This window comes from Planktothrix sp. PLAVEN19ND (assembly GCF_057220675.1).
Map to the genome: position 1 here is coordinate 654,242 of NZ_CM170132.1, position 14,383 is coordinate 668,624.

Here is a 14,383-nt window from a genome sequence, read left to right on the forward strand (position 1 = left end):
ATTCTCATTCAAACAAAGCCAAGAAAATTAAGGGTTGGCGGCTTGGGCGGCTAGAATTTGTTTTAGTTTTTCTAATTCATTAGCCCAACGAGGATCGGGTTGGAAGGAATCATCACCACTGCTTCTCGATGTAGAAGTTTGACCACCGGAAGAATGTTTTGATTTTTTGTTCCGGTTTTTACCACTCCCACCACTTTTCGGCATATTACCCGATGATTTAACCGGTTGTTGAACCGGCTGTTGTTGTTGTTGAGGTTGTTGAGGTTGATCATCTTCCCCACCGTTTTCCCCCTCACCAACACCGTCACCTTTTCCTTTTTTCCGAGGTAATGCTTTTTCTATTTTTAGAGCATTTTCTCTAAACATTACCCCATTATATTTTTCAACAATTTGATCCGCGACTTCATCGGTCTGCACCGTTACAAATCCAAAACCTCGACATTTGCCAGTTTTGCGATCGGTAATTACCTTAGCAGAAACGGTATCTCCTTCTTCTGCAAAGACATCTTGTAATTCTTTGCGTTCTAATTCTTTAGGAAGATTACCAATATAAAGACGAACGGACATAAGTAGAACCTCCAAGTTAAATGAAAAATAAGTAAACGAAATCATCCCCAACCTGTGTCGTTTAAAAACACAAGTTGAGGATCAACCCCCAAGCCATCAGCACTTGGGCTGGTTAAATTAAACTCAACAACCAACTCCATCTTAAAATTAAGATAAAGTCCTATTATTCTCTCCATGTTGAACTTATCATGTAGGGAAAGCGGGTTTGCTCGGTTGTCTTGTAAACTTTTTGCCATCTGTCAAAACTTAATGCTATAGAGTTTTGTTATCTCTGTGTTCAAAAATAGATTTAACTTCCTATAGCTAAAACCATATAAAGTTAACTCACTGGATGTTAACTTCCTGACTTTGCATTGCCAATAGTTGATTACAGCATTCAACAAAAATTGAATCATTTCTTTAAGTTGCTGCTTCGCCTTGTACCAGTCAGGCTATTGAGTGGAACCTAGAACCTTTGCTATGGGTTTTCCAGTACCGGATCGTCATAGGACAATCCCTAGGATAGCACATCCTGGAACATAGTTCTAGGGTTCTGCCAAGATTTTCGCATTTAATTTGGCAAACTTTCTGAACTTTCATCAACCGAGTGATCGGAATAACTCTATCCAAAAAGGGATAAGGTTGTTTTGACTCTTTGGTTAAAGAATGTATCACTAATCGGTTAAAAAAAGCAATCTTTCTGGATCAACTTCATTTTACCAGCCACCTTGAGATGCCAAGTAAACCCCCCAGAGGGTGAGAATAACGGCCAAAATCGTTGACCACAGGGGATGTCCCCCCCGTAGGACTGTCCGAGAATCGGAGGTTTCTAGGGTTTCCACATCCACCCAGGGTGTCGCCCCCCGTCGCCACCATCCCGTTACCTTAACCGTTTGAGTAATCAATTCCTGGGGATGACGAATGCGTGGCAAAAAATTGGTCAGGGGGGTTTTTTCGGGGAGATAATGGAGTTTGACGATTCCGCTTGGGGTTTGTAGGATCAAATCTTGAGCAAAGGTATTTCTTAAACCGCTTCGACCGAGGAGTTGACCAGTTAAACAAATCGGTTGACTATCAACCGGAATAGTCTTAGGGTTGACCACTAAATCCGATAAGTTAGGTTGATTTAAAATATTAGTGGGTTTGATTTCGGGAAAAAAGGGATTAATCCGAATTAAAATACCTAAGCCACAACCAATGGTAATTGAAGCCGTCATAATCCAATAGTCTCCCCATAACCATTCTAATTGCCATAGTCCTAAAAGAGAACAGAGTCCCCCCATTAACCAAATGATTCCCCCAATGATCATTCCAGAGGGAATACCAAAAAACGGCGCACCTTGTAGTAATAAGGGGGAATTGTTGGTGAGTAATTTGGGGGGTTTAGCTGGGGTAATATTTGATAGATCAAATTCGGGTTCTAATTTCCAATAATTCGCATAAAAACCGAGGATTTTTAAGCGTTCTCCAATTAGGGGATGGGATTGATTTAAGGTTAATTCAGGGGTGTAACAATTGGTTAAATCCCAGGTTAATAAAGAATTGATTGATCTGTAAGCTGTTAAACTACCTAAGGTTAAAGCCTGTTGATGATTAATCGGAATCAATCTATCGAAAGATTCTAAAAGAAAGCTGGTTTTTCCCTCAGTTTGAATGGTTTGGGATAATTTTATCGTAATTTTTAATAATGCACGACTTAAAGCATTGGGATTTCCGGTGAGGTTACAAGCAACCCGATCGCTATAATAAACTCGACGACGGGATAAATACAAGGAGGGAAATCTTAAAAGTTTATATAATCCATAACATAACGGACAGATAAAAATAGCGATTGCATTCAAAATTTGATGTAAAATACCTCGGATAATGGCTGGAAGCGGAATATTAAGATCGGGTAATTTTTCGGTTAATTCTGCTAAATACCAATAGATTAAATAGGGAATTTGACTAACCAATGTTGCCAAAGACATTACCGTGAAATCCCATTCCCCGATGGTCGCAATTTCTCTGGCAAATAGGACGGCAATTTCATCTTCTGTTAATTGATCTAATAATCCTTGACTCACAACTATTCTAGCAAATCGTCGCAAATTTCCATAGGAAAAAATTACCGGATCATCAATGGGTAATAGTTTAATTTCAGGTACTTTGAATTTTTGCTTTTGGCAATAATTTCTTAATAGTTTATTGGTTTCTTGACTTTGATTAAATAATGTGGTTAAAGGTAAAGGTTTTAATCCATAACTCAGTTTTAACAATCCATCCCATAACCAAGGTAAGAAGATAAATAAAATCAATAGGGTGATATAAACTCCTGGGGTGGGATTTTGATAAAATAAAGGAATCGGTTGTACAATAGGCAGCCAAGATAAACTATTATTCGTGAGTTTCATCAATTCCTCTAATAAACGAGGAGTTAACCAAATTATTGCTAAAACAGTTAGGGAAAGTTCCGCAAACAATCGGGATGTTTGCCAAATCCAACCCACAGCAAAGATAAATAAAATAATAAAAATAATTTGCCAAGGTTGACTGGATAATTGTTGCCAAGGATTTAAAATAGGTTGCCAAATCCAAATTTGATTTAAACTATTATTAATAAAAGCAAAAACAATCGGAATAAACCAAGTTAAACCGACAGCCATTAATAATTGTTCTAGTTTAAAATAACTCAATTGTAAAGGTTTAAGTTGTTGCCAATTCGTAGCTCGTCCAGCTTGTCGCCATTGCCATTCTTGAGGCGGGGGTGGCGGTTGAATAATTTCCGGTTCTAAATTAATAGAAGAATCGGGAATTTTTGCTTGAGAACTTGGGGGGATTTTTGCGGTTTTTTTCAGATTTAAAGGTGTGGGTTGAGATAAAGAAGGATTCGGGGACTTTTTCGGAGGTGATGGGGAGGAAAGTTTGGGAGTTTTGGCTAGAGTCGATTTAGCTTTTGTGGGTTGTAGATTAGGATTTAACGGGATAAAACCCGTTTCTGTAATAGGGGGTAATTCTGAAGGTTGAGGTGCAATATTAGGACTAATATTTTGGGGTTTAGGGGGATGGCGTTTTAATAATTGTCTTAAATAATCCGTAGCCCAATTTTTAATATTTTCCTGCTGAGATTGAGTTAAACTCTGACATAAATTAATCGCTAATTTAGTATTTCCTGTGCGTTCATAAGCAATCACTAACCCCATTTGTGCCTTAAATTGACCGGAATTATCAGATTGAGCAACAGGTTCTAAAAAAGCGATCGCCTGTTGATAATCCTTCCGTTTTAAAGCTGCTAATCCTGATGCTAAATCCGATGAATTGGGGGGTAAATTGGAGGAAGACATAGGAGAAATTAAGAATTAAAATAAATTAACATTCACGGTTTAAGGGGAAAACCCATATCCTAAAATCATAAAAATGATTGATTCGATCTCATCTAAAGGGTTAAAAATTGATGGAAAGCACAATAAATCCTATTGTACCCATTTTCCCGATCAAAATATCTTAAAATTCCTTTGATTACATATTTTAATCAACTTTCTTCTAGGAAAAAAAATTAAAACTGACATCTGATCCCCAAGGAGTGATACAATGGCTTGGCTCAAAATCAGCTATTATGGATACAAATTACTTATTTCTAGCATTTCAATTTACCTCTCCCGGCCCCATCATCTTTGAAATCGGGCCGTTATCAATTCGGTGGTATGGCTTGTTAATTGCCTCGGCGGTCTTGATTGGAGTATCCTTATCTGGGTATCTTGCCAGTCGTCGCCAAATTGATCCCGAACTGATTGGAGATTTAGCTATTTGGTTAGTGATTGGAGCGATTCCTTTTGCCAGATTGTATTATGTGGTATTTCAATGGGAAAGTTATGCCGATAATCCCGGGAATATTATGGCAATTTGGAAGGGAGGAATTGCCATTCATGGAGCAATTATCGGCGGATTAATAGCCACTTTACTATTTGCTAAAATCAAACAAATTCCCTTTTGGCAATTAGCCGATATAATTGCCCCTTCTTTGATTTTGGGTCAAGCTATCGGCAGATGGGGTAACTTTTTTAATTCTGAAGCATTCGGAAGTCCAACGGATTTACCTTGGAAACTTTATATTCCCCCGGAACGCCGCCCTAATGGTTTTGAATCCTACGAATATTTTCACCCAACTTTTTTATATGAATCCCTGTGGAATTTAACTATATTTGCCCTATTAATCACCTTATTCTTAAAAGGTTTAAAAGGCAAACATCCTTTAAAATCAGGGACAATATTCTTGGTCTATTTATTGACCTATAGTTTGGGTCGAATTTGGATTGAAGGATTACGCACGGATAGTTTAATGTTAGGGTCTTTAAAAATGGCTCAACTGGTTAGTTTGACGGCGATGATGTTAGGGTTATTTGGTTTAATTTGGTTATATGGATTGAAGCGAACCTTACCCGATATTGTGCAGAAATCCCATCCCTCGGAATCCGAATAAAAAAAGCCCTAGACTCAATTGTTAGGGCTTCAACCAGGGTGCATCTACCATTCTTATCTTCTCAGTGGCTCAGTTGAGATCCGGAAAAAATAGAAATCCAGCGTCAATTTTAGGAAATTAGAATATCATGGAACCGGATATCGCATTACTCAAACCTGCGGTTTATATTGTTGGAGCAGGGCCGGGTGATCCAGAATTATTAACTGTGAAAGCTCAAAGATTATTAGCCTGTGCGGATGTAATTGTATTTGCCGATTCTCTAGTTCCTCAACAGATTTTAAAGGGGGTGCGGGCGGAGGCAGAATTAATTAAAACCTCTGATAAAACCTTAGAAGAAATTGTTCCTTTCATGATTCAAAGAGTTCATCAAGGGCTTTCTGTTGTCAGATTACATTCGGGTGATCCGAGTTTATATGGGGCTATTTATGAGCAAATACAACAACTAATAGAGGCAGAAATTGAGTTTGAAATTGTCCCTGGAATTAGTGCTTTTCAAGATGCGGCGGCTAAATTAAAAATAGAATTAACTGTCCCGGAATTGGTACAAACAATTATTTTAACCAGGGTGAGTGGGAGAGCAACTAGTGTTCCTGCGGATGAGGAATTAGAAAGTTTAGCGGCTCATAAAGCTAGTTTATGTTTATATTTGAGTGCGCGTTATGTGGAAGAAACTCAGCAAAAGTTAATCAAATATTATCCCGCAGAAATGCCGATTGCTATTTGTTATCGTTTGGGATGGCCCGATGAAAAAATCCGGGTAGTTCCCTTAGAAAAAATGGCACAAGTTACCCAGGAAGAAAACTTAATTAGAACCACCCTTTATGTAATTAGTCCCGCTTTAGCAAAAACGCCCCAGGCTTCAACTTTTAGATCGAAATTATATAACCCGGAACATTCCCATTTATTCCGTCAGCCAGACCCAGACTTGGGCGAGGAGACCTCGCCCCTACGGTGTACTTATGAATTTTAATCAAAAAAATATTATTATTACTGGCGGTTCCAGTGGAATTGGTAAAGCAACGGCTCAATTATTAGTGAGTTTAGGGGCAAATTTAACCCTTATTGCTCGAAATCAAACCATCCTTGACCAAGCCCAAAAGGAAATTAACGCGGTAAAATTGTATCAAAAGCAAAAAATTTTTACCCTTTCTGCGGATGTTTCGGTGCGGGAAGAAGCGGAAAATGCTATCAAACAAGCCATAATAGTTTTGGGAGGCGTAGATATTTTAATTCTCTCGGCGGGTACGGCCTATCCGGGGTATTTTAGAGAACTTCCGCTAGAAGTTTTTGAACAAACAATGGCGGTTAATTATTGGGGATCTTTGTATTGTATTCGAGAAGTTTTACCTACAATGATAGCACAAAAACAGGGTAAAATTATTATGATTTCATCGGGGGCTGGATTAATTGGAATTTATGGTTATACCGCCTATAGTCCTACTAAATTTGCCCTCAGAGGATTAGCGGAATCCCTGCGAGGGGAATTAAAACCCTTGGGAATTCAAGTTTCTATTGTTTATCCCCCGGATACTAATACCCCGCAATTAATCGCTGAAAATAAGACTAAACCTTTAGAAACAAAAGCCATTACCGGAACCGTGAAACCTTGGGAACCCGAGGATATTGCTCAAGAAATTGTCAGGGGAATGATGAATAAAAATAAATTTGCGATCGCTCCCGGATTGGAAATTAAACTTTTAAATACTTTCCATAGTTTACTCTTTCCTATCTTAAATCGCTATTTTGATTATCTCATTCAACACATAAAAAGTTAAATTAGGGTTAAGATTTATCCCAGGTGAAACAATCTATGCAACACTTTAGTTCAACGGGTAAACTATTGATAGAATATCCTAGACAAGAGTTAAATTTGATCCCAAGAACTTTTAATTATTATTCCATTGGGAGTAAAAAACCATGACTAAACCTTTCAAAAATCGCACCAAAATTGTTGCCACTATTGGCCCGGCGAGTAAATCCCCAGAAATTATTCGTCAAATGCTGAATGCAGGAATGAATGTTGCTCGATTAAATTTTTCCCATGGCAGTTATGAAGATCATGCGGAAATGGTAAAACTGCTGCGACAAGTTGCTAAAGAATGTGATACTCCGATTACCTTATTACAGGATTTACAGGGGCCAAAAATTCGGATTGGTCTGCTACCATCGGGAGAAATAGAATTAGTTGAAGGTGAATTATTAACCTTAGTTCCCGTTGATAGTTTTGAAAATCAACCGAATACCGTCCCCATTGATTATCCCTATTTATCCGAAGAAGCCAAGCCCGGATCGCAAGTTTTACTTGATGATGGATTATTGGAATTAAAAATAGAAGAAATTCAAGGAAATTCCGTTCAATGTCGCATCATTGAAGGAGGAACCCTAAAAAGTCGTAAAGGGGTGAATTTACCCAGTTTAATTTTGCGTCTTCCCTCCTTAACGGAGAAAGATATACAGGATTTAGACTTTGGGATTTCTCAAGGGATAGACTGGGTTTCCCTGAGTTTTGTTCGTCGGGCTGAGGATGTTATCGCCTTAAAAACTTTATTAGCCCAAAAGGGGGCTTCAGAAATTCCGGTGATTGCTAAAATTGAAAAACCCCAAGCGATCGCTAACTTAGAATCTATTATCAATGAATGTGATGGTTTAATGGTTGCACGGGGGGATTTAGGGGTAGAAATGAGTCCCGAAAAAGTCCCTTTATTGCAAAAACAAATCATTCGGATGTGTAATCAAAAAGGGATTCCCGTGATTACCGCCACCCAAATGTTAGATAGCATGATTCATAGTGCCCGTCCGACTCGCGCCGAAGCCAGTGACGTTGCCAATGCAATTATTGATGGTACGGATGCGGTGATGTTATCGGGAGAATCTGCTGTTGGTAAATTCCCGGTGAAATCAGTACAAATGTTATCGAAAATTGCCAGTGATGTTGAACCGGAAATCGAATTTAAAAATTATCCGGCGGTGATGTCTGATGAAACCCATGCTTTAAGTGAAGCGTTGAATATCATTGATAAAACCCTGAAGTTACATTGTATTGTTGCCTATACCAGTAGCGGATATACGGCAATTTTAGCCGCCGGAGAACGACCCAAGGTTCCCGTTATCGCCCTGACTCCCAACCATAAAGTTTATCACCGTTTAAATTTAGTTTGGGGTGTGAAACCGATTTTATTAGAACATCAAGTCGATTCTTTTGAAGGGTTAATTGATCTCGCCCAAACTAAATTATTAGACCGGAATTTAGCTCAAGTTGGAGATAAAATTCTAATTATTGGGGGGGTTCCAACTAAAAAAGCTCGGGGTACAAATTTCTTAAAAATTCACACAATTGCGGATTAAGCTTTCTAGCCCCAACCAATCCCCTTAACTAAGGACAATTCTCCTTACTTGGGGTAACTATAGTAATCCGTGTAGGATTTGTGATCAAAACCCGTAGGGGTTGGGAGACCCAACCCAGGCGCAAAGAGGGTTGGGAGACCCAACCCCTACGATAAAATGTTACAACCTCCGTCTCGCGCGTCGCGGATTGCTATATATAGCGCTACGCATGACAGTTAGAACAATTCTAAATCCAGCAAACTCATTCACTGCTTACTGTTCCGGTGTTTCGGTGTTCTAAGAGTGCGTAGTGCTATAGGTTAAAATAGGTTAAAATAAGTGTTAGGTGATTGCCCGCACTGCGCTTACACACCCTACAATTGAGGTTAATTATGGAATCTATTATTAAACTTTCGGCCCTGAATACCAGTTTAATCGAAGTTCGCTTAATTGAAGGTCGGGATGAAGCCTATATTCGGGTAAATGAACATTATTTTTCCTTGGTGACGGGGACAAAAATTAATATTTCTTCTGCTTTGCAAGAAGGAGTTAATTTATTGAATTTTATGATTAAAACTTACAGTCTAACAGAACGAATTCGCAGAGGGTTATTTGGTCAAGATTGGTGTGGACGTCTTGAACTTTATATTGATGGAAAGTTACGAGGAACTTATAATAAAAGTGGCGGTGTGATTCTCGGTTCTGGTGAATATACCGTTGCTGAAATTGAACTCAATATTGAACTCAATAATACTAAACCCCATGAACCCATCAATAATCCTGATCCCAACAAAAAACAACTTTTAAGTATTATAAACAGCTTACAAAAAATTCCGGGTATGACTCCTACCCATTTCCAAGATTTAAAATATTCAACCCCCTACATTATATTAGAGAATAATATAAAAATCAATGTTTGGAAAAACTTAGCAGAAGTTGATCATGTGTTTTTGATTGACCCGGTGGGAAATTGTTGTTTTGCGGGTTATGTGGGATGGATTCATCGTCAAAAATTCTATCGAACTTTACAGCAAATTCGGAATGATTTTTCTGGGGTTTAAAGAGCGATCGCTTTTAATTTAATCATTTAATTAAATATCAAAACCAATTTTTATCTTTATTTCTTTGAGATTTAACAACAATAAACAGGGCAATAACCCCTAAACCAATCGTCATTCCAGGTTCAGGAACACTAGCGGCTTTATTAAGTGGATTATTGGGTTTATTTAACTGTTCTTTACCATCCTCTATCTTCCGATTAAATCGATCATTAGAAGCTTCTGCGGCTTTCAAGGCTTGACGTTGTTCATCATTCACTAGAACAATCATCGAAGAATAGGGAGTAACAATATTATAGGTCTTGGCGATCGCATGAATAGCATCTAATTTAGCCAATTGTTGTTCAGGGTTTTTCTGACTTAACCCCCGAACTAATAATCGCGCTGCAATTTGTTCAAACCCCTGAGATTCTGTTGCTTTTTCCGTTGTTTTTTCCATGAACCAAGCATAGCCATCCGCCACGGTTAAAACCTGGGGTTTTTCTTGATTTTTTCCTGACTTGGGTTGAGTTGAACCTGCCAATTTTTGGGTTAATTGTTCCGTTGTCGCCACCCGCTTCATCACTTCCGAAATATCGGTCGAAACCCCACCCCCACTATTTTGAATCATCTTTAAAGTTCCATCTTCATAAGCACCAGCCAGGGAACCTAAATGCACAATCCACAGGGGAACTGCAAGCTGAGGAACCCCGGTTTTATCTTCTGATAACTCATAACTGCCTTCATCACTAATTAATACAATTCCGTCGTAGGTTTTATTACCTCGCAACTGTACAAACTGGCGTAACATCTCTTTAATTTGTAAGGTTCCATAAAAGACTTTTTGCTTCACCTGAAACTGTGGCAAATCATTCATAAATTGGGGCTGATTTCCCGCCGTTGCGGTTACATATAAATCCGTCTGATTCTGGGGAATAATATTCTGCTTAAACCAATCTAAGGTTTTCGCTAATTCCTGTTTATGGGTTCCCATACTGCGAGAGGTATCCAAAATAATCGCAAATCGTTGATTATGGGGTAAAATATAATCCTTTTCTGCTAAAAGGGTTGAGCCGTAATTTTATAATCAGCTAAACTGACTTGATGGGATTGCATCGGCTGTTGAGCGGCGGGTAAACTGGCCTCTAACCAGTCCTTTTCAAATCCTTTAATTGATTTTTGATTTCTAATTCTTTCTGTGGCTTTTGTCCAGAAAATATTACGTTTTTCTCCCAATTTAGGCAAGGGCCATTGATTACCTTGAACCATGACTTTATAGGTTAACCACAGATGCAATTCTGCGGGAGGGTTAGGATTATTTATCTCCCAAGAAACTAATTTCGGCGGAATAGGAAATGCACGCAGTCGATAATGTTGGGTTCCCACTTGTTCTAACAATGCCGGGTCAACGGGACGTTCCCGTTTAACTTGAGAATTATATACTTTTTGCGCCGCCCCCCGGGGAGAAACCGTAAAGGGAAAACGGCTGGCTTTATTATTCGTATCTCCTAACCAAATGCCCGTAATTACGGCGGTTTCAGGTAAGGTGAAAGAGTAAAAAATTTCCTCTACATCCTTAGTTTGATTTTGATAAATTTCGTGGATTTCCACCTCGCCCCAGTCCCCCTGTTCTTGAACAGTAACTTCTTGTTTGGCTAACCAAACTTTTTTCTGATTGATATTCAATAAACCCGCTTTAGCATCATCTAAAATAACTGTAGATTTAAGCGCGTGTTGAATCGCCAGACGTTCGGCTTTTTCAATCGGAGTATCAAAAAAATTAGCATAGAGTTTCTCGGCTTTGTCCGCATCTTTCTCTAAATCTCCTTGATAAAGAAAGGGAGACATCAGTTGATTATAACTATTCTGAATCCCATCTAAAAGAGGTTGAGGCAAATTAAAAACATCTTTATACATTGCCTCCATCGAATTACTATCTTTAACCGCTCCTAAATAACGATAGGGGGATAAATAGGCATTGACTAATCCTTTCCGAATAGATTCAGATTGGGCTAATAATTCTTGTTTTTGGGGTTCGGTTTGGGGAATATTTTCTAACTTTTGAAAGGCTAAAACTTGAGGTTGACGAAGGAAACCGATTAATAATACAGTCCAAAGGGTTACAACTCCTAATGATATTTGAGCGGTGCGAGTCCGACCATATTGGGTTGAAAAGTTGCGTAATATTCGTTGTCCTGAATGAACATAAAGAGCAACTAAAGCCGAAGGCATTCCTAAAAATAATGTTGCTGTTCCCGCGAAAAGAATCGTCACCACAGCAAAACCTAACAAGAAATTATGAGTTAAATCCCACCACAAATATTCTAACCACTGAAATGAAAATAACTGTCTTAACAGAACTACAGCAGCCGGAACAGCATAATACAGCAGAACTATTCCTAAATAAAATCCGACCAATAACATCAGGCTATGGACAGCCAGTTGTATTCCTGATAAAACTCCAGAGGTTTTATGCTGTTTTTGTCCTAAATATCCCCAGACTAATTCTACAAAAAAGGCAGTGATACAAATTAAAATAGTGCTTAATACAAAACGACTAGCCGGGGTCATTTCCCGCAGAATAAATAACCGCACCAGACAGAATAAAAATAGCGGTGCTTCTACACCATAAAATAACCGGATTAACTCTACAGGTCTTTGGCGAAAATGCCGATTGGCAATAATCACGCAAACGGTGGGAACTGCAATTAAAGCAAGTATTGTTAAGGTAAATTCTAGTTCGATTTCTCCAGCAAAGGTGGCTAAAACCAGGAAAATTGCTAGAAAGGGTAAAATCCAAATATAAACAACGGTGAGGAAGGTCACATTCCACAACCAAAAAATTAATCCGAATAGAGCATGAAGGGTTTTAGTTGTATTCATATCGCCTGATTAAGCTGTGTATGAAGGTAGAAGATTTGAACAAAAACTATCGCACTTACTCAGTCTTCAAGTTTAACGATCTACACTTGAGCTATCAAGGATTACTGAATTGTAGAAATATAAGTTTACAATTTTTTCTGTATGAAATTTTACCCTAATAAAAAAAGCTCAGGTATCACTACCTAAGCCTTCTTTATTTAGATGAAACCGAAGGGTCAAAAAGCCATTTAATAGCGACTACGACCACCGCCACCACCGCCATAGGAGGAGCGACCACCACCCGACGATCCTCGGTCTTCTTTCGGTTTAGCTTTGTTCACTTTCAGGTCTCGACCCATCCATTCCGCTCCATCTAGTGCTTCAATAGCTGCTGTTTCTTCTGCGTCATTTTCCATTTCCACAAAAGCAAAGCCCCGCACTCGACCGGTTTCACGATCTGTAGGGAGTTGAACCCGTTTAACATTACCGTACTCTGTAAAGACCCCTCTTAGATCGTCTTCAATAACGTCATAAGAAAGATTGCCGACATAAATAGACATAGGGCATCTCCAAAATCAAAATAGTGCGGAGCTTAGAATTTCGGAGAGAAGCCTGTCCAAACCAAACGGGAAATGCCCATCAAGACTACAAACAAAAGCCACTACCGAATTTCACTCTCATTAACCACTTTAGTGTAACCTATTTTTAATTAAATTGACAGTTCTGCAACAATTCCCCAAATTTTGGCTTTACTGAGGAACCTTTGAATCTTGGAATTCAGTCCGATCTAGCAACCCAAATCAATCTCAAATCAAAAAGCTTAGATATTACGACCTAACCAATAAAAAAGCTCAGGTATTACTACCTAAGCTTTCTTATTTAGATGAAGTCGAGCATATGCCCGCAGTCAAATCCTAATTGGAGTAGCGACCACCGCCGCCACCGCGACCACCGCCGCCACCGCCACGATTACCACCGCCACCACCATAGGAGGAGCGACCACCGCCACCACCACCTGAATTTTCACGGGGTTTGGCTTTGTTCACTTTCATGGTGCGACCCATCCAATCAGCACCATCGAGTTCTTCAATGGCTTTGTCTTCTTGCGTTTCAGTTTCCATTTCCACAAAAGCAAAGCCTCTGACTCGGCCGGTTTCACGGTCTTTAGGAAGTTGAACTCGTTTAACCTCACCATACTCTGCAAAAACGCTGCTCAGATCCTCCTCGCTGACATCGTAAGAAAGATTACCGACATAAATAGACATAGGGTATCTCCAAAATCAAAATAGTGCGGAGGTTAGAATTTCGGAGAGAAGCCTGTCCAAACCAAACGGGAAATGCCCATCAAGACTACAAACAAAAGCTACAACCGAATTTTACTCTCACTGATTACTTTAGCACAACCTGTTAAAAAACAGGCACTGACACTCCCGCAACAATCCTAGGGATTGATCTTAGGGCTCTTGCTTCACGGAGGAGCACTTTTAGTGCAAGCACTCTGACATCCTCTCCACAAGCCCAAAACTCGGTATGTCTTACCTTACACAAAAAAACCCTTGCCCACCAATGTTCCTAGCATTGACTAGATTTCCGTGGGTCAAATTTTTAGTAGCGTCGCGAGTAATTCTGTTTATCTCCCCAGCTACCACCAGAAGACTTGCGATCTTCCCTGGGTCTGGCTTTATTCACCTTCAGAACTCGACCCATCCATTCTGCCGAATCGAGTTCACCAATTGCTTTGGTTTCTTCGTCATCCGTTGCCATTTTGATGAAGCCAAAACCCCGTTTTTTTTGGGTTTCCCGGTCAATAGGGATTTGAACATCTGTGACAGAACCATACTCACCAAAAACTGCTGTGAGGTCGGTTTCTGTTACGTCGTAAGACAGATTGCCTACATAAATCGTCATTAATTACCTTTTCAGTCAAAAATCAAGGGGTGTGCGGAGATTGGAACTCGGAGGCAAACGGGTAGAACTTACACTAAGGAGCAAAAACATTCCTGATGCCCTAGCAAACTAGGCTACCGATATCTAATCTTTCCAGGATTATAACATTCTTTTGTGAAAAAGCTATATCTATCCTTTGACAGAGTTAATTTCTTTGACTCGATTGTGCTTAAACTGAAGCCCCTCTAGTGTCTGATCCTATTGTTAA

At 39.3% G+C, this 14,383-nt stretch carries 13 protein-coding genes; 5 read left to right on the top strand and 8 right to left on the bottom strand.

What is annotated here, in order from left to right:
* Positions 1 to 27 precede the first annotated feature (27 nt).
* The 3 genes from AC2D3N_RS03005 to AC2D3N_RS03015 form a co-directional block, all read right to left on the bottom strand.
* Positions 28 to 567 carry an RNA recognition motif domain-containing protein gene (locus AC2D3N_RS03005; RefSeq protein ID WP_484692734.1) on the bottom strand — a complete coding sequence of 180 codons (540 nt, stop codon included), beginning with the start codon at positions 565 to 567 and terminating at the stop codon, positions 28 to 30.
* Between the two features lie 41 nt (positions 568 to 608).
* A complete protein-coding gene (locus tag AC2D3N_RS03010) occupies positions 609 to 803 on the bottom strand; it encodes a hypothetical protein (protein ID WP_079677364.1) in 195 nt (64 codons plus the stop codon).
* A 459-nt stretch (positions 804 to 1,262) separates the two neighbouring features.
* Positions 1,263 to 3,869 carry a M48 family metalloprotease gene (locus AC2D3N_RS03015; protein WP_484692735.1) on the bottom strand — a complete coding sequence of 869 codons (2,607 nt, stop codon included), beginning with the start codon at positions 3,867 to 3,869 and terminating at the stop codon, positions 1,263 to 1,265.
* Positions 3,870 to 4,141: 272 nt separating this feature from the next.
* Between AC2D3N_RS03015 and lgt the strand changes: the two genes are divergently transcribed.
* The 5 genes from lgt to AC2D3N_RS03040 all read left to right on the top strand — a co-directional run bounded on the left by lgt (position 4,142) and on the right by AC2D3N_RS03040 (position 9,390).
* Positions 4,142 to 5,005 (top strand): prolipoprotein diacylglyceryl transferase, encoded by an 864-nt coding sequence (gene lgt / locus AC2D3N_RS03020; protein WP_079677362.1) that lies wholly within the window; start codon positions 4,142 to 4,144, stop codon positions 5,003 to 5,005.
* 127 nt (positions 5,006 to 5,132) lie between these two features.
* A complete protein-coding gene (gene cobM, locus AC2D3N_RS03025) occupies positions 5,133 to 5,975 on the top strand; it encodes a precorrin-4 C(11)-methyltransferase (protein WP_484692736.1) in 843 nt (280 codons plus the stop codon).
* Positions 5,965 to 6,780, top strand: a complete 816-nt coding sequence (locus AC2D3N_RS03030) for an SDR family oxidoreductase (RefSeq protein WP_484692737.1) — start codon at positions 5,965 to 5,967, stop codon at positions 6,778 to 6,780. The genes cobM and AC2D3N_RS03030 overlap by 11 nt, the downstream gene beginning before the upstream one ends.
* A gap of 142 nt (positions 6,781 to 6,922) precedes the next feature.
* Positions 6,923 to 8,350, top strand: coding sequence for a pyruvate kinase (gene pyk, locus AC2D3N_RS03035; RefSeq protein WP_079677359.1), 1,428 nt, complete (start codon positions 6,923 to 6,925; stop codon positions 8,348 to 8,350).
* A gap of 371 nt (positions 8,351 to 8,721) precedes the next feature.
* A complete protein-coding gene (locus AC2D3N_RS03040; protein ID WP_484692738.1) occupies positions 8,722 to 9,390 on the top strand; it encodes a hypothetical protein in 669 nt (222 codons plus the stop codon).
* 37 nt (positions 9,391 to 9,427) lie between these two features.
* On the opposite strand, the gene AC2D3N_RS03045 is transcribed toward AC2D3N_RS03040, so the two are convergent.
* The 5 genes from AC2D3N_RS03045 to AC2D3N_RS03065 all read right to left on the bottom strand — a co-directional run bounded on the left by AC2D3N_RS03045 (position 9,428) and on the right by AC2D3N_RS03065 (position 14,136).
* A complete protein-coding gene (locus AC2D3N_RS03045; RefSeq protein WP_484692739.1) occupies positions 9,428 to 10,378 on the bottom strand; it encodes a TIGR02921 family PEP-CTERM protein in 951 nt (316 codons plus the stop codon).
* A gap of 47 nt (positions 10,379 to 10,425) precedes the next feature.
* A complete protein-coding gene (locus AC2D3N_RS03050) occupies positions 10,426 to 12,249 on the bottom strand; it encodes a TIGR02921 family PEP-CTERM protein (protein ID WP_484692740.1) in 1,824 nt (607 codons plus the stop codon).
* Between the two features lie 227 nt (positions 12,250 to 12,476).
* Entirely contained in the window at positions 12,477 to 12,788 is a 312-nt protein-coding gene (locus AC2D3N_RS03055; RefSeq protein ID WP_079677356.1) for an RNA recognition motif domain-containing protein, read from the bottom strand.
* Positions 12,789 to 13,142: 354 nt separating this feature from the next.
* On the bottom strand, positions 13,143 to 13,493 hold the full coding sequence (locus tag AC2D3N_RS03060; protein WP_079677355.1) for an RNA recognition motif domain-containing protein: 351 nt from the start codon (positions 13,491 to 13,493) through the stop codon (positions 13,143 to 13,145).
* A gap of 340 nt (positions 13,494 to 13,833) precedes the next feature.
* Positions 13,834 to 14,136 carry an RNA recognition motif domain-containing protein gene (locus AC2D3N_RS03065; protein ID WP_079677354.1) on the bottom strand — a complete coding sequence of 101 codons (303 nt, stop codon included), beginning with the start codon at positions 14,134 to 14,136 and terminating at the stop codon, positions 13,834 to 13,836.
* Positions 14,137 to 14,383: the final 247 nt, after the last annotated feature.